A 17,427-nucleotide genomic window follows, 5' to 3' on the forward strand; every position below is an offset into this window, starting at 1 on the left:
TATAACCTTCCACGCTCGATTGAACTACCCCCTAGAAGCGAGAATCGGCGGCAATAGATGTTTTGGGGTCTAGATCGGTCGCCACACCGATAGCCTGCGCCGTCACTAGCAGCATGCGGGCCCGGACGTCAGAAGCAGAGCAGACTTTACTCGTCTATTCATCCCCTGATTGGATCGGAAGAATACAACTCCCTGTGCTGCCAAGATTAATAACGGCTTAAAAGTAAGATCGTTAGCCATCATCGAATTTTCTCTGGTTGGATTTTTGGTAACGCTCGCGAGACGATCGCTACTGCATCTGTCGGCGGCTGAAGGCCTCAGCATATCTTCAGTCAAATCCAACCCGCAAACTCACGCCGAATATCCGGGGATCGAGCAGGAATGCGCTCCTAAAGCTACCGACCAACTCAGAATTCACTTCGAAAAATGTGATGCTGTCCTGGTTGAGTACATTTTTAACAAAGGCGGTTATGCTGAGGTCACGATCCTGACGCGCCAGCTGGAGCGACAGGTCAAATTGTTCCCATCCATCCACCCGGTCGGCCGCCGTATTGAACTCGCGGCTGTTAAAGCTGGTCTGGCTGTAAAAATCGGCACGGGGGCGGATCGTCCAGTCTGATCCCACCTCTATAGTGTACTCCGCCGCAAGCTTGAGCGTGCGCTTTGGCGCATTAGGCAGGGTGTTACCCTGAAGCTGGAACGGCGCAAAGCCACGCGACGCGTCCTCGCTCATAAAGTCGCTGCGAATTTCCGTATCGAGCAGACCCAGTGCCGCTTCGAGCCTTAAGTTCGGAACAGGAGTGGCAAAAGCCTCCAGCTCAAGGCCCTGAACCCGTGAAGACGGAATATTCGTATTCTCCGCGAGGCCGCCGACAATCTGACCAAAAATCAGGTTCTTGTAGTCATAGCGGAAGATTGCGGCATTCACCGTCAGGCGGCGGTCGAAAAATTCGTTCTTGCTGCCCAGTTCGTAGGAATCGATAAATTCAGACCCGAATGTCTGGCTGGTGGCGGTAGATCCGGGATTAAATCCGCCAGATTTGAAGCCACGAGAATAGGTCAGGTAGACGTTATTTTCGGGCGTAGGTTGCCAGGAAATACTGGCACGGCCGGTCCATGCATCGAAATCCTCTTCGCCGACAAAAGGTTCACCCAAGGCCAAAAAGCCACTGGCCGTGACAATTTGCTTCTCGTCCTTCGTATAACGCAAACCACCCAAAAGACTGATGGTCGGCGTCAGATCATAATAGATTTCACCAAAAGCGGCATAGCTGACAACTTCTGCCAGGCTGGTATTGCCGCTTGTCAGAAAGCCTAACGTCCGGTTGGCAGGCAGATAGGTATTCACTTCCCCGGTGCCGTCCGCGTCCAGATAATAGCCGCCGATGAGGAAATTGAACGGGCCTTCGAAATCAGAGGCCAGACGCAGCTCCTGGCTGAACTGCTCCCGCGTGCCAAATGCTTCCTGGGCCGTCAGGTAATTTGTTGTCGTTATCGTCTGCCCGTTGCCAATATTATAGGTCAGCACACCATTACCGTTACCATCGTCGGTTACTGTAAAGGGTGCGCCGAACACAGTAAAATCGCCGGGATTGAAGGCATTAGGCCGCGTGCCCTGATCGAAATCGCGATAGGAACTGTTTTCGCCATCGCGATAACCGGTAACCGAGGTGAGACGCAGATTGTCGCCAATATCCTGATTGATCACCAGCGTTGCGAGAAAATCCTCGTTACGCTGGATTGGATCAATATCGATCCGCACTTCGCGCAGATTGGTGGGGTTATCGCTGAACGTATCAGCCCGTACAATGCCGGGAAGCAATCCGTTGTCGATCGGGAAATTGTTGCTCGGGAAATCGAAATCAACACTGTCCGGCGAACAGCCCAGCACAGGGTCCGGCGTGCACAAAGACTTGACCGCATTGGCACGATTGCTGTCCTCGCGGAAATAGGTCAGCGTCAGATCCACCGTGGTGCGCGACGTCGGCTCAAAGCGGGTGCTCGACCGCAGCGTAAACTGGTCACGGCCATCTATGCGGTTACCGTCAAACAGGTTTTTCGTATAACCGTCGCGTTTCAGGAAATGCGCGGCAAAGCGTTGCGACAGACCATTGGCGATGGGGATGTTTATCGCCCCTTCTGCCCGGATACCGTCGAAACGCTCTAGCTGAATGGACGCATAGCCGCCAAATTCATCTTTTGGTTTGGCGGTAACAATGTTGATTGCACCGCCGGTTGTGTTTCGCCCGAACAAGGTGCCCTGTGGGCCACGCAGAACTTCGATCCGCTCCAGATCAAAAAACTCTCCGAATGTTGAGCCTTGCTGCAGAAATACGCCGTTTTGAAGTATCCCGATATTGGTGTCATTGGTGCCGCCAAAAGACTGTGAACCGACACCGCGGATTGTGAGGTTGCGGTTTGCCGACAAGACCACATTCGGGGCGTTGAACTGCAAATCAAGAGCGTCTTCAATTTTCGCCGCCTGCAGGTCATCGCCGCTCAGGGCCGTGATGGCGATTGGAACGTCCTGCAGATTTTCTTCGCGCAGCTGGGCAGTGACGATGATCACGTTATCATCATCGTCGGGATCAGCGCCTGCCTCCTGGGCGGCAGCGACACCTGTCGAGCCAGCCCAAGCCAGCGCAACTGCCGACACGCATGCTGCTGTTTTCCTGCTTATTTTACGATATTTTCCAGACATTGGTCCTTGCGACACTGATCTTCTCCCATCCTGTTGTTTTGCGAAAGATTATCTTAATTGGAAATAGAGTCAATAATAATTGTCAAATTGGTCAATTAATGCCTCGATGAGCTACAACCGACAGCTTGGTTAGCGAAAAATAGGAGACCTGCGTCAGCAGACATCTGACCCAATCAAGCAGGTTTATGGTTCGCGCTTGCCATCCAGAAAATCGACAATCGCTTGAGTGCCGAGCTCCGGTTTTTCCATTGAGGTCCAATGGTTAATCCCGGGCAGACGGACAGTGGTCCAGTCATCCCCGTAATTACTCACTTTTTCGATCAATTCAGGCACAAAAATCTGGTCCGCCTCCCCCCAGATAAACAACGTGGGAACTTCGATTCTCGCTTCTGCTCCGGGCCACAGGTCAGCATCACTAATCTCTTCAAAAGGAGGGATATTCGCGCGATACCAGTTCATCGCCGCGTTGATTCTTTCCGGATCATTCAGCGCAGCATGAAAAAGGGCAACCTCCCCGACTGTTAGATCACCGCGATCCAGCAGCCCCTGATAGGATCGTTGGGCAATATTCTTTGCGGCATCGGTTGCGCGCAGCTGGTCCAGCGTGGTTGTCCGCATGACTTGCATATATTGCGACCGTTTTTGCTGTTCCTCGTCGGTTTTCATATGTTTCAGCAGGGCGTTCAGGGGCGGTGCGCTCATCCCGATGACTTTGTGCAGCCGATTCGGATAGGCCTGCGCATAGGAAAGAGCGAGAACAGCACCCCAGTCATGTCCGACAAGCACATATTTCTCATCACCGCCCAAATGACGGGACAGGGCGTCAAGCTGTGCTGCAAGCCTGGCAATGTCATAGGGGGCAGGATTCTGCGGTTTGGCAGACAGGCCGGAGCCTAGACCATCAACCGCCACGACGCGGTATTCTCCCTTTAACGCCTCCATCTGGTCGAACCAGCTGTACCAAAAGGATGGAAAGCCATGATAGAAGATGATCAGCGGCCCCTCACCTGCCTCGACGTAGTGAATCCGGTCGTTGCCCTCGCCAAAATAGCCTTCCCGATAGCCGATATTGCCTGTGCGATTGGCATTAGCAAAAGTTACCGCGGGGTCGGTCACTTGCATATCATTACTGGCAGTGATCGGTGGTGCTGAATTGCCGGACGTCGCGACCGGCTCATCGCTGCGTGATTCGCCAGTGCAACCCACCAGCAGGCAAGGCGCTATGATGGTAGATGTGAGCTTTCTCAGCCACCTCGTCTCTCTCACTATCTCTCGCATTACCTCTCCCCGGTAAATTTGCCATTGCATTGCGCCTACACGCCGTTATTGTAAAGATAGTCAACAATAAAATACTGCGCCTGTCAAATCTTTCCGAGGAGGCAGGGCGTGGAGAGGTATGACTTGATCTGATGCGTTCTATCTTTACCAGTTCTGCTACCATTCTGTTCGCCGCGAGCTTTTTGGGGGGCTGTGACTCGAGCGGAAAACCGACGCAGCCGGATGACCGGTCAGCGAACACCGTAACAGTCCAGAACGAGGCAGGCAAAGCACTATATCAGCAATATTGCGCAAGTTGTCACGATAACGGATCCACCGAGGCCCCGACCAAAGCGGCGATCATGATGCAGGGGACGGAAGAAATTGTCCGCGCGCTGAACAGCGGCATCATGAAAGAGCAGGCATCCATGCTGCAACCGATGCAGCGGCGGTTAATTGCGGAATATCTTGGCAGCCCCAAAACAGGCGATGCGCTGGTTAACGCAAAAGCCAACCAGTGTAGCGGTACCCTGAAGCTCGCATCCTCGCCCTCATGGAACCGTTGGGGCAACGGCCTTCGGAACTCCCGTTATCAGCCAGCATCGCTTAGCGGTATCAACCCGCAAACCGCACCAAATCTGAAACTCAAATGGGCCTTTGGTTTCCCCGGTGCAGCAAGAGCACGTTCACAACCGGCTGTGACCCGGGAAGCGATTTTTACCGGCAGTCAGAGCGGACTTGTCTATGCCCTGGACACAAAAACCGGATGCGTCTGGTGGACCTTCGAAGCCAAAGCGGAAGTGCGTAACGCACCCACTATTTCCACGGATAGCGAAGGCAAGCCCAAGACGCTCTATTTTGGTGATCTGGAGGCAAATGTTTATGCTGTCGATGCCGGGAGCGGCGAACTGCTCTGGACCCGTTCTGTCAGGGATCATCCGGCCGGCACAATTACCGGTTCGATAACGCTGTATAAAAGCCGCCTCTTTGTGCCGATGTCTTCACTCGAAGTCGTCAATGCCTATAGCCCTGAATATGAATGCTGCACCTTTCGGGGCGGTGTGCTGGCGCTAGATGCCAGAACCGGTGAGACGCGGTGGCGTTTCTACACGACCGCAAAACCGGAAAAAACCGGCACCAACAGTGTTGGCAGAGACCGGTTTGGTCCTTCTGGCGCACCGATCTGGTCTACGCCCACCGTCGATCGCAAGCGCAATCTGATCTATGTCGGCACGGGCGAAAACTATTCCTCCCCGGCCAATGATATGAGCGACGCGATCATCGCGCTCGAACCGGATAGCGGCGCAGTGGTCTGGGTTCAGCAAACCATAGAAGGCGACGCATGGAACGCGGCCTGTGGGCGGCACGGCACGCAGGTAAATTGCCCGGAAGAAAACGGACCTGATTTCGATTTTGGTGCGCCGCCCATCCTGACCCGGCTATCCAACGGCAAGGATATCATTCTGGCTGGTCAGAAGTCCGGCATGATTTACGGCATGGATCCCGACAATGCAGGAAAAATATTGTGGGAAAAACGCGCTGGTATGGGCGGCTTTAATGGCGGCGTGCATTGGGGCATGGCAACCGATGGCGAAACGCTGTTTGTCGGTATCGCCGATACGCCGGGCAATGAATTTGCCGTTGGCCCCGCTCGGCAGGGGATGCACGCCTATGATCCGGCCACAGGAAAGGCGTTATGGAGCAAATATGAACCCGATGTCTGTGACGAGAACAAACATGAATGCCGCACCGCCCTCTCCGCGCCGCCAACGATTACGCCGGGGGTCATATTTTCAGGAGCGCTCAATGGCATTTTGCGCGCCTATTCGATGGATGGTGGAACAATCTTGTGGAGCACCGATACCCGGCGTGAATATGAAACTGTTAACAACGTAAAGGCTCGCGGAGGATCAATTGACTCGAGCGGGCCTGTGGTCGCAAACGGCCTGCTGATCGTCAACAGCGGCTATGACAAATTTGGCCAGATACCGGGCAATGTAATGCTCGTATATGGACTGGAATGAGGAGAAAGTTGATGATCAGATCTGTCGTTGCCGGGCTGGGCCTTGTCCTGTGTCTCACATCGTGCATGCAACAAAGCGAAGTTGCTTCCGCGGGTGATGATACCACCCCACAGGCCACTGATGAACCACGGACTGTCCAGTCCGACTTTTTCCGCCCCTCCACCCTGGGTGACACGCGTATCAAGGGGGTTCGCTTCGTTGGCAAAACCGTGTCCGATATCGATGATACAATCGCTTTCTACCAGCAAGCCGTACCCTATGAATTGGTGCACCGGTACCGTATCCCTGCCAGCGAGATTTATCTGCCCGGAATGATGGACCGGAAACATGGCGAGGTCGAAATTGCCCTGATCAAAACGCCGACCGTGTTCCTGCAGCTGACAGACTTTGATCCTGACGCAAAGGAACCACCATTTGTAAAACCTGTTTACGGCCCGGGCTATACCCATGTCTGTTTCCAGTCCCCTGCTTCCGATCAAGCCTTCTCTAAGTTCAAGCAAGCGGGACTGGACATCGTCACCATAGGCGGTGAGCTGGTCGATATCGGCGGCTATGGTATCGTCTATGCCTATGGACGTGATCATGATGGTACGATGATTGAAAATGAAGTCATGGACCGTCCAACACGACAGGAAAAAGCATGGATATCGCATATTGGCGGTGCCACATCCGACGTGGATCGGATGATTGCTTTCTATACAAAATTTATCGGCTATGGCGCGCGCAGAACCGGTGAATATTCGGGTAACAAAAAGATTGACGCCATTGCGGGCATCGATGGACTGGTACTGCGAAGCTCATGGTTTGTGGTGCGCAACCTGCAACTGGAATTCTGGCAATATGTTACCCCGCCGACGCCTGTCCGCGACGCCCCTGCTATGGTCGACCAGATGGGTTACAATATGACCGCATTCGAGGTCACCGATGCCGATGCGGAACGGAAACGGCTGGCCGCCGAGGGGATCAAGATGATGGGCCCCGCGATAATGAGCCGCGGCTGGAAAATCTATTATGCGCATGACCCTGACGGCAACATAATCTCCATCCAGCAAAACATGTCGGCTGGAAAAGATGAATCTATCGATGCGATGCTATGGATCGATCCAACAACATATTGAGAGCCATGCGGGGCGCGATATACATAGCGAGGGATGACGCTTCATTCCCCACGGACATTATGTTAGTCGAATCGGATGAATGAACAAAGTCCAATCAAACAGCGGCGTTACAGCCCGGAAAAGCGCAAGTCCCTGATCCTTGACCACACGGCGAACATTGTGGCGAGAGAAGGCGTCGCGATGGCGACGATGGACCGTATCGGTAGAGAAGCGGGCATCAGCAAATCGCTGGTTTATACCTATTTTGACAACCAGACCGATTTGCTCAGAGTATTGCTCAAAAGAGAGCTTAAAAGGCTGAGAAAACTGCAGGCGAAAGAGGCCAGAGAGGCGGAAACTTTCGAAGGTCTGGTGCGGGGTGTAACCCACCAGTACCTGAAATATATTGAGGAACGCGGCCTGCTTATCGAACGCCTGCAGGCAGAACCGAGCGTATCGGACGGCCATGACCCGACAGATTACAGCCGCGACGATGCAGTCGATTATATTGCCGATATTGTCGTCGACAATTTTAACCTGCCGAGGACGCTCGCCAAAACCGTGATCGATATCTCCTTTGGTTTACCGGCAACCGCCGGAGCCCATTTCCTGCGCAGTGATGAAAGCCGCCAGGAAATCGAAGATATCACGGTGACCATGATATTGGGTTCGCTCAACGCAATAGAAAATGATTTTGCCAAAAGGCAGCGGCCTTTGATACGCCAAAAACCGGAAGCTGGCACCAAAGCTGAGGAATGACCCTATTCAACCGGGATGAATGGTCTGGCCGCCATCCAGCACCAAAGTCTGCCCGGTCATGAAATTGCTTTTCTGCGAAGCCAGATAGACGGCAATTCCTTCCATATCCTCCAAAGTTCCAAACTCGCCTGAGCAGGAGCGTCGTTTGCACGCGTCACGAAATGCCTGGGAGGTTTCGCGAGACATCTCTGTCTCGATATAGCCCGGCAAGATAGCATTTGCCTGTATGCCGGCACGACCCAGTTCGACAGCCAAAGCTCTTGTCAGTCCTGTAACGGCCGCCTTAGTCGTCGAATATCCAGCATGCAAGGGCGTACCCAAAAGAGCAGCGGCCGAAGACGTGACAACCAGTTTTCCGCCGCTTTTCCGTTCAAGGAAATGGGGGATAACCGCCTTGTACGTGTCCACGACACTCGTCAGATTGAGGTCCACAACAGATGACCAATCGCTACCGGACAGCTGGTGCAGCATCGCTGTCGATCCGGAGCCCCCGGCATTGGCAAAGCAGCTGTCGACTTTACCAAATCGCTTCAGCGTTGAATCAAATGTCGCCTTGATGTCTTCAGGATCAGTGACGTCACATTGAAAAGCCTCCACATCACCGCCCATATCTTTGAGCGCAGCAAGGGCATTTTCATTTTTTTCGCTATTGCGGCCCCAGATTGCAACGCTCGCCCCCGCCTTGACCAGGCCCTTTGCCATGGCAAGTCCCAGGCCCCCGTTTCCGCCGGTAACCAAAGCAACATGGTCGGATAAATCAAACATATATTCAGGCTCCAAGCTCTTCAGGAAAGACTGCTTCCGGACCAAAAATATCACGCCGGACAAGATCAAGCTGTTACTTATTGCAAAATAAGTCAATAGTGATTTTTCACCAAATATGCTTTATTGGAGGCTGTCATGTGTCACTTGGCTATAACTTGGATGATTGGAATGAGAGCTTGTGTACTTGAGCCATCGACCAACCTAAAAAGGCAAATTGCAACCCTCGACATTGCAATATCATACGATACTGCGCACTAACTCGGCATATAAAACGCGAATCTGTTTTTCACCCTGGCCAGCTGTATCTTCTTCATGGGACTGGTCGCCTTTGTTTCATCCGAAACTACCAAAACCTGCTTTTCTCGTGCGGCTTAAAAGCCTGCGCATGTTAGCGATAGTTTACGTGAGCCAAAGCAAATCCTTGTTCGGTAGTCAGATCGGGCAATCTGAAATGAACTGTTCGCGCTACAGGTAAACATTCATCTCGGTCGCGAAACCATCGCTTTCATACACGGTTCGTAATGGATGGACTTAGGCCGTTGTCACGCGCTTTATTTCGATAGTTTTTGGAAAAACTCTACTTGCGGAGGGTGTAGCGAGTCGGAGGTTCGAATCCTCTCGTCCCGACCAATTTTTCAAGGATTTGCGAAGAAATAGTGCTTAGCACTGGGATTTTAGTCTGGAGAAGTTTCTCACCTTATTTTCAGAAGGTGACTACCTGTCCAAAATCGGCATGCATTTCTCGAAATAATCGGAATTGGGCTTGTTTGAATGTGAATCAGCAAGGTTGCTGGTTGGAATCCCTCAGAACTCACCACTACATGAATGGTTTAATTCGCATCCACAGTTGTAAATTCAAAATTACAACGGCGTTTAGAACGGTAAAATCGGTATTTAGTGCGTCTCTCTAACTTCAAACTGCAAGTCAAAGCAGGAGGTATAAATCCCGCTTCGTTCAAAAGAATTTGTTCAGGTGCACAGGAAATACCTAATCTGAACAACAAGTTCATTCGTCAATTCCAATATTTCAGTCATTTGTGACGGATTGTTTCTGACATCGAATTATAATTAACGTTTGTGGATGAAGTGCGTGCAGATAAACATGAAATTTGAATGAGCTTCGAGCCATGAACTATATGCGATCTCGTTTGCGCCTTAGATTAAGGGCGAGAAACGTGAAAGCTCGATCTAGATTGTTTGTAAATTTGCTCTTTCATTTCCTATTTTATCGCGGAGCAATTCCCGACTACAAGTTTTTTTGGGATTTTGAGAAACGTCGGTTACGTTGTAAGATCGCCTAAATCAATGGCTTCAGAAACACCAATTTCAAGGGGTGGCACTCAGCATTTCAACCGTGACCACGTCTCCAGCACCGGTCTCTGTCGCACCACCAATAGCGTAAATATTGTTTTCTGTTGCAGCAGCCGCGAGTCCGTGGCGGGGAATATTTAAACTGGGGATGGGGCTCCACACATCTGTGGAAGGGTCATAGACCCAAGCGTCACCAAAAACCTTTTTGGTAGGAACCCATTGCTCGCCACCGAAAACGTAAAGCTTACCATCGACCGTCGCCGCAGCCGGAGCACCTGATGCCTTTGGCATTGGCGCCTTTACCGTCCATAATCCGGTTTCAGGGTCGTATACCTCCAAAGAAGCGACATTGACGTTAGCAGTATTACCGTCAGGTTGATTTAGATATTGGCGACCACCAACGACATATATTTTGCCGCTGATCACAGCGCTAGCGGCGCTATTGCGAGCCGTAGGTGCATCTGCGCCACGCGACCAACTGCGGGTAGCAGGATCATAGATATCGAGCTGGCTTGTGTCACGATGCTCGTTGAATTTAGCTGCCCCGCGCGTTCCACCAACCCGGCCGCCAACCACGTAAATCCGCCCCTCAACCACCGCAGAAATATGTTCACCCCGAGCTACTGGCAGATCGGGAAGAACACTCCACAGACTGGTTTCCGTTGAGTAAGAATAAACGGACGCCTCGGGTTTCCAGTCTGGAAATGCGCCGGAAAAACCACCGATCGCGAAGATCTCGTCATCGCCAGCTGACAAAGTGACGTGATGGCGTGGTGCAGGTAGATTCGCCAATGTCCGCCAAGTGTCGGTCTGCGGATCGTAAACCAGAAAATCGTCACGTACGGCAGATGCATTCTCAGTTAAACCGCCAGCGGTGTAGATCAACCCATCGTGCATGGTAGCGTAGATTTCCTGCCGCGGCGACGGCAGCGAAGCAGCATTTGACCAATTCGACTGTGCAAAGATGGAACTGCTTATAAATAGCGCACCGATAGCGAAAAGAAATTTCGCACGATTGGCCAATATGTAGATCATCATTTTACATCTCTCTTTTTGGTTTGAAATGAAATTCACGTTATTTTTTTCCACCCCAACCTCCGCCTTTGATCAACGATTTTCAGGGAAGCCTGTCTCAATTGGTCCATCGAAAATTACATAAGCGGTGCATCGATCTGCTACACAATTGGCGGCATGAAGTCGCTGACCAGGCTGATGTACGTATGAACCTGGGCGCAGAACTGGTGCTGTATCCTCGTTGCCTTCTGCATCCCAATGCTTCAATTCGCCCTCAATGAGCCACAGATGATAGTCATGGGTATGAAAATGCAAATTGCCGCTCCCTTTGTAATCGCGTCCATAACGGAAGAGTGTAAAGGACGGCCCGCTGTCCGGATTGCCGTCGAGTACAGCGATTTGAGGCCCGTCAGGCGATCTAGCATAAAGCGGGCGAAATGGTCGGTCCAAAGCATCGGCAACCGGCATTATGGTCATCGGCATCAAACGCTCTTGGACGGTGGCTTCAACAATTGACGGTTTCTCGGCTATCGAACCCGCCTTTCCCGTGGAAGGCGAGCAAGACAACAAGCAAGTAATGACGGGTAGCAGAAGGAGGTGTTTCGGCATAGTAGCTCTCCTTTCAAAGAGATGGCGTATTGAAATAGTCAACATTGCGCATATTCGAGATCAGTCCCATCTCTCGGGGTGCCCAACCGGTAGTTTCTTGCGTCCATTCGCTCGATGCAGGATTATCAAGCGCAGCAAACATCGCTAACCAACCAAAATGCGATTCAGCCTGATCATTTGGAATACGTTCACAGGGTACACCTAGGCCTTCACCGATGGCTTCCGCAATTGTGCGAAACGCAATTCCCGTTTCAGCGACAGCGTGATAGCGCGCATCATGACGGCCTTGCTCGACTGCATCGCAAAAAAGCCGTGCCGCATCGTCGCGGTGGACAGCCGGCCAGCGGTTTGAGCCATCACCGGGATAAGCGGAAACGCCGTGCTCCCTTGCAAGAGCTGTCAGGGCGGGTATGAAAGCGGTATCGCCATCTCCGTGCACCGTTGGCGGAAGTCGAACGACGCCAGTCCTGACGCCATCGTCAGCATAGCTTAAAAACGCCTCTGATGAGCTTCGCGGGATCTGCTCCGAGGCCGCATTCTGCTCCGTAATCGGGCTGCCTGTCCTACCTACGATCGTGGCCGAAGCGGCTATCAGGGTCTTGTTGGCACCGACAAGCTTTCTGGCCAGCGCATTGAGCAGCTGACCGTCTTCCCGACAACTTGCCGTATAGCGAGAAAAGTCATGATTGAAAGCGGTATGGATGACCGCGTCCACCTCATCTACCGCGGAAGTAACGCTTTCAGGATCGGTGATATCGCCGCGATGAACATCCAGTCCGGCATCGAGAAGCGCATCAGCTGAACTCGCACTGCGCGCCAGACCGATAGGGTTATGCCGTCGATGGAGCAGCTCTTTGGCTATGGCTCCGCCGATGAACCCTGTTGCGCCGGTAACTAATATTCTCATTCGCCGTTCTCCATATTGCAAATCAACGTATATTCATCCAATATTCTATCCAGTTAAAGATGAGACATTATACAGGTATAAATAATAATAGGGTCGAGTGACTTTGAACGAAACGAATCATCTTGGAGCTTTTCTGAAAGACCGGCGAACGCGGCTCGATCCTATGGCTTTCGGATTTTCGGGAAGAAGACGCACACCGGGCTTGAGACGCGAAGAAGTTGCGGGCCGGGCCAATATCAGCACCACCTGGTACACGTGGCTCGAACAAGGACGCGGTGGTCCGCCTTCACCGCGCGTTCTGGAGAGTCTTGCCGATGCACTGATGCTCACCGAGGTGGAACGCGAGCATCTCTTTCTGGTCGGCATTGGAAAGCTGCCAAGAACCCGCTCTACTTCTAAAGATGCGATAACGCCACGCATTCAGCGGTTTCTTGATGCGCTGACCTTTATTCCCGCAATCATTACGACGCCGCAATGGGATATCATTGCCTGGAATGATGCGGCTCGTGCCGCGCTGACCGACTATCCCGCACTTTCGAAAGCGGAGCGCAATGTATTGCGCAGGATGTTTCTCGACCCCAAAACGCGTGCCGCCCAGGAGGATTGGGAAAGCATAGCGCGCTATTTGGTGGCGACGTTCCGCGCGGCAACAGCTCGCGCCGGGGAGGATTCCCTGGCGGCCAAATTAATCTCCGAACTGTCAGCAAAAAGTGCGGACTTTGCCGCCATGTGGTCTGATAATGACGTGCAGTCGACAGGAGAAGGAATCAAACGCCTCCAACACCCATCGGCGGGTGCCATAGCGTTCGAATTCTCGTCTTTTGCCGTAGATGGCCGACCGGATCTCAAACTCGTTACCTACAACCCGGCCACGGGAAAAGACGCAGAAAAGATGCAAAAACTTTATCGGCGCTTTAAAAGTGACAACTCATAATTACATCAATACACTGTTTAATATTACTTTGTTATCACGAACCAAGATTAAAATTTTACACTATTCCGTTCAATCTTTTTCCAGACTATGCGCATATGCGTTATTAGTGTCTGGCAGTCCACGAAGTTCGCGCAAGGATTGCACAAAAAAATCTGGCATTAAATCAATATCGGCAACGCCAGAAGGCGCATAATCGCTCAAGTCAGAGATACTTACCTTCCCCCAAATAGTGGTCCGATTTGAGGGTTAGAGATACGGCTGTTTATCTTGAGAAAGGAAAGATGGATGGCTCGTAAAAGATATACGCCAGAACAGATAATTGGGATGCTTCGGGAGGCCGAAGTTCGGCTTGCGACAGGAGAGAAGACGGGAGCGATATGCAGGGAGTTAGGCATATCGGAGCAGAGCTACTACCGTTGGCGCCGTGAATATGGCGGTCTGAAGGTGAGTCAGGCACGTCGTCTGAAGGAACTGGAGAAAGAGAACCAGCGGCTACGCAAGGCGGTTTCCAATCTGACGCTGGATGCGCTGATTTTGAAGGAAGCGGTTGAGGGAAAGTACTGAGCCCTTCCCGTCGCAAAGACGCCGTGAACCATGTACAGGCGGCGCTCGATTGTTCCGAGCGCCGTGCTTGCCGGGTGGTTGGTCAACATCGTTCTACCCAGCGAAAGCCGAAGATCGAACCAACCGATGAGAGGCCGCTGACGGCCGAGATCATCCGGCTGGCACAGCAATATCGTCGCTATGGCTATCGCCGGATCACTGCGTAACAGCGGCTGGCAGGTCAATGCGAAGCGGGTGGAGCGGATATGGCGGCGCGAGGGGCTGAAAGTATCAAAGAAACAACCAAAGCGCGGGCGATTGTGGTTTAACGACGGCTCCTGCGTCAGGCTCAGACTACAGTATAAGGGTGATGTCTGGAGTTATGACTTTGTCATGGATCGGACTCATGACGGCAAGGCGTTCCGCATGCTCACCGTCATCGATGAATATAGCCGGGAGTCTCTGGCAATACATGTTCAGCGCAAATTGAGCAGTGATGATGTGCTGGCTGTTCTCCCCGAGTTGTTCACCCGGCACGAGCCGCCCGTCCATATCCGCAGTGACCATGGCGCGGAGTTTACTGCACACGCCGTATGAGACTGGCTGGGCCGGATCGGTGTCAAAACGCTCTACATCGAACCCGGATCACCATGGGAGAATGGCTATAATGAGAGCTTCAATGGCAAACTCCGCGACGAACTGCTCAACGCAGAAATCTTCTACTCACTGAAGGAGGCGACTATCCTCATCGAGCGCTGGAGGCAGCATTACAATACCATCAGACCGCATAGTTCGTTGGGCTATAAACCACCAGCACCAACAACAATCTCGCCTTATCCACCTGAACTGCCCTACGCTACGCTCCGGGCAGTCCAGGTGGACGGCTTTAACCGCCGTGCTCTAACTTAATAACTGGACCACCTCATGGGGGCAGGTCATCCAAATTGGCGGATCATCATGCAAACAAAAGGTTCCGGTTCAGAACCTAAATTGACACATGAGCATCGACCATATCGAAAACTCTCAAAGCTTCCGTTGAAGAAGCCTCGGATGGTTCAAAGTTAAACAATGATTGTAGCGTCCGAAAGGCTTGACCGGTCTATTATTAAGATCGCGAGTCACTAACCGTTTTGACCGGCGATGAGTTGGTTTACAGGCGCACGACCACACTGGAAGAAACCTTAAGCGGATGGCGGATTCGAAAGAACCTGTGAGTGTTATATATGAACGACTTTAACTTACGGCTTTTATTGACCTAAAGGCTTCGCTAGGTGTCTCATTAAACTCTTTGCTATAAGATTTCGTAAAGTGGCTGACACTTGAAAACCCCGATGCGTTGGCAATTTCGGTGACCGTATTATATTGCCGGAGCAGGATAAGGTCACGCGCATAGCTTAAACGTATGGACCGAATGAAAGCGGCGGGTGCAAGCGGCTGTAAGGCCTGCAACCGACGACCAAGAGTTTTCTCCGTGACTCCCAGCTTCTGAGCCAATGCTCTCGCTCCAAAACCCTTCTGCGGAATAGAATCGATCACGCATTTGGTGGCTCGGTCCAAAAAACTTTGTTCTGCCGGGCAAGGAATTGACCGTTCAGGATTATCTGCCAAGAGAGCGTTTAATGTCTCAATCCGCAATCCTGTTATCTTTTGCTCATCCCTATGCGCCAGCTCGGACATCCGGATTTCACTCTGTAACCGGATCGCTGCTGCAATTGCATCCTTTCGCTGGCTCTGCATCGTATTCATCATGATGGAAATCGCTACCATCATGAAGAGGCCTTCCCCCAAAATTGCAAAAGCATAGCTCAAAGTCAAAGGGTGCATCAAAATGAGCTGCGAAGCAGAATCTGTCTCTCTTGGTTGGAACGGGAAGAAAAAGCAGTAGTTTATGAAAGACAGGCCTACAAACAGACAGAATAGTGACGCACATACCGGTATCGCCTGCCTCAGGCCTTTTCTGATTTTCTGAATCGAGACCAGCAGCAATATGAGCGGGCTGATAAAGAAAAACAGGGTCAAAGGTGTTGCAACACCCTTTGAATCGACAATAGCAAGCGCAATCACCATCACTCCGATGACGGTGAGCAGCGTAAAAATATGTGAACGCGATTGCTGCCCAAGATGGTTGCCGGTCTCGTTGGTCGTTAGCAAGATCCGACAATATTGAATATTAGCCAATACGGCAATGCCGGAAAATAGTTCGGTAAGCGGTTCAAACTGTTTCAATGGTATTGAGACATCGAACAATAATGCTGGCCAACCATGATAGAGCAGCGCAAAAATAAAAAGGCTACCAATATAAATCGTATAATATTGATAAAAGCGCGCTTCGATATGCCGGAACAGAATCAAGCTCGACAAGATCATGAGCAGGCTGAAACCCAGCAGAAGTGCAGACATGATCGTGAAAAGTTCGGTCCAGTCGGGCAAAAGCTCCGCGGATATGATAATAGGTACGATATTGGGGGCGTAAGCGCCCGACACCCGCATATAGAATAACTTTGTATCACCAGCCTTAATCTTGAACGAAACCGCTGTTATGAGACCATTTTCGTGATCTACGGTGCCGCGACCGCCGTTCGATACTGCAGTGATACCATCCGCACGATGCTCAAACAAAGTGACATCATCAAAAATGCCTTCCATAAAAGCGACAGACGCTGTTTGTGTATCATTGCGATCGTTTTTTACTTCGAATCGCAGCCACAGAGCCCCACCCCTTTCGGGCGCTTTGAATATTTTTGAGCAAGCAGATGATACGAATTCCTGGGAGGCAATTTGATCTGCGCCGAGAGCAACTCCTGCATTTAGGAAATAGTCAGCTTGAAGCGGTACCGCTTGTTCCAGATAACCCTTTGAGAATATATTGATCGGACTCTTAAGGGCGACTGCATCAGCACAGGAGTCTTTGACCGCGAGAGCGTTGGCCGGTGAAATTAGGCCAAATATCACAGCTGCCAGCAGTAAAAACGCACCCGATCGGATCACGACAATGATAGCCTTACTTGGAAAACGGTCAAACTTAAAAACTTTGTCGCTATGCTCAAGAACTGACTTTTCGTAACGGTTTTGTAGATTTCGGACAAAATTGAGCGCTTATCGGACAATTTCGCAGTCGCCTCTTAAACAGCGTGTTACGTTAAGTTACGCTATTCCAAATTTAGACCGAACATTCAACAGCCGATATCATCGCTTGAGGGCATAGCGGCGCTGATATTTACGTTGATATCCGTTCAGTTCATTCGTCGCCGATCAAGCCCATTAGCGCTTGGTGCGGACCAGCTGATGGGGGGGATACAGGCAATGAGATGAAATGTGAAAGCCCGTTTTTTCGTGGGCACTGTATCCGAGGACTCGATGATATGCCCTGCCCCTATCAGCTGCGTGTCAAAAAAGCCGCTGCCCCTGCCCTATCGAAACGTTCAAAACCCGATATCTGACTTTACCCCTTGATCGCCAACCGCAGGCCCGGATTTTGATGACCGCGTTTCATATCGAAGGAATAA

Annotated in this window: 11 protein-coding genes and 1 pseudogene; 5 read left to right on the top strand and 7 right to left on the bottom strand. The window is 51.5% G+C overall.

Translation table 11 applies throughout. The features are described from left to right. Window positions 1-328: 328 nt before the first annotated feature. Together J4G78_RS07980 and J4G78_RS07985 are read right to left on the bottom strand one after the other, a co-directional pair. The gene (locus J4G78_RS07980; RefSeq protein ID WP_207989926.1) at window positions 329-2,656 is read right to left on the bottom strand and encodes a TonB-dependent receptor; all 2,328 of its coding nucleotides are present in this window, start codon (window positions 2,654-2,656) and stop codon (window positions 329-331) included. Window positions 2,657-2,884: 228 nt separating this feature from the next. Further along, the gene (locus J4G78_RS07985; RefSeq protein ID WP_207989927.1) at window positions 2,885-3,979 is read right to left on the bottom strand and encodes an alpha/beta fold hydrolase; all 1,095 of its coding nucleotides are present in this window, start codon (window positions 3,977-3,979) and stop codon (window positions 2,885-2,887) included. A gap of 131 nt (window positions 3,980-4,110) precedes the next feature. Here J4G78_RS07985 and J4G78_RS07990 point away from each other — a divergent pair, with 131 nt between their 5' ends. The 3 genes from J4G78_RS07990 (at window position 4,111) to J4G78_RS08000 (ending at window position 7,838) form a co-directional block, all read left to right on the top strand. Next, the gene (locus J4G78_RS07990; protein ID WP_207989929.1) at window positions 4,111-5,982 is read left to right on the top strand and encodes an outer membrane protein assembly factor BamB family protein; all 1,872 of its coding nucleotides are present in this window, start codon (window positions 4,111-4,113) and stop codon (window positions 5,980-5,982) included. A gap of 11 nt (window positions 5,983-5,993) precedes the next feature. After that, window positions 5,994-7,100 (top strand): VOC family protein, encoded by a 1,107-nt coding sequence (locus J4G78_RS07995; protein ID WP_207989930.1) that lies wholly within the window; start codon window positions 5,994-5,996, stop codon window positions 7,098-7,100. Between the two features lie 75 nt (window positions 7,101-7,175). After that, window positions 7,176-7,838: a TetR/AcrR family transcriptional regulator gene (locus J4G78_RS08000; RefSeq protein WP_207989932.1), complete on the top strand. Its 663-nt coding sequence runs from the start codon at window positions 7,176-7,178 to the stop codon at window positions 7,836-7,838. A 6-nt stretch (window positions 7,839-7,844) separates the two neighbouring features. On the opposite strand, the gene J4G78_RS08005 is transcribed toward J4G78_RS08000, so the two are convergent. From J4G78_RS08005 to J4G78_RS08020, 4 genes are all read right to left on the bottom strand, one after another. After that, window positions 7,845-8,603: an SDR family NAD(P)-dependent oxidoreductase gene (locus tag J4G78_RS08005; RefSeq protein WP_207989934.1), complete on the bottom strand. Its 759-nt coding sequence runs from the start codon at window positions 8,601-8,603 to the stop codon at window positions 7,845-7,847. A gap of 1,326 nt (window positions 8,604-9,929) precedes the next feature. After that, window positions 9,930-10,952: a Kelch repeat-containing protein gene (locus tag J4G78_RS08010; RefSeq protein WP_207989937.1), complete on the bottom strand. Its 1,023-nt coding sequence runs from the start codon at window positions 10,950-10,952 to the stop codon at window positions 9,930-9,932. A 69-nt stretch (window positions 10,953-11,021) separates the two neighbouring features. Next, entirely contained in the window at window positions 11,022-11,537 is a 516-nt protein-coding gene (locus J4G78_RS08015; protein WP_207989939.1) for a cupin domain-containing protein, read from the bottom strand. 13 nt (window positions 11,538-11,550) lie between these two features. Continuing rightward, the gene (locus J4G78_RS08020; RefSeq protein ID WP_207989940.1) at window positions 11,551-12,444 is read right to left on the bottom strand and encodes an SDR family oxidoreductase; all 894 of its coding nucleotides are present in this window, start codon (window positions 12,442-12,444) and stop codon (window positions 11,551-11,553) included. Window positions 12,445-12,541: 97 nt separating this feature from the next. Here J4G78_RS08020 and J4G78_RS08025 point away from each other — a divergent pair, with 97 nt between their 5' ends. Then, window positions 12,542-13,378: a helix-turn-helix transcriptional regulator gene (locus J4G78_RS08025; protein ID WP_259371354.1), complete on the top strand. Its 837-nt coding sequence runs from the start codon at window positions 12,542-12,544 to the stop codon at window positions 13,376-13,378. Between the two features lie 285 nt (window positions 13,379-13,663). After that, a pseudogene (locus J4G78_RS08030) lies at window positions 13,664-14,830 on the top strand (IS3 family transposase). A 324-nt stretch (window positions 14,831-15,154) separates the two neighbouring features. On the opposite strand, the gene J4G78_RS08035 reads toward J4G78_RS08030, so the two are convergent. Further along, window positions 15,155-16,909, bottom strand: a complete 1,755-nt coding sequence (locus J4G78_RS08035; RefSeq protein ID WP_207989944.1) for a helix-turn-helix domain-containing protein — start codon at window positions 16,907-16,909, stop codon at window positions 15,155-15,157. Between the last annotated feature and the right edge of the window lie 518 nt (window positions 16,910-17,427).

It is taken from the genome of Parasphingorhabdus cellanae (assembly GCF_017498565.1).
Taxonomy (GTDB): domain Bacteria; phylum Pseudomonadota; class Alphaproteobacteria; order Sphingomonadales; family Sphingomonadaceae; genus Parasphingorhabdus; species Parasphingorhabdus cellanae.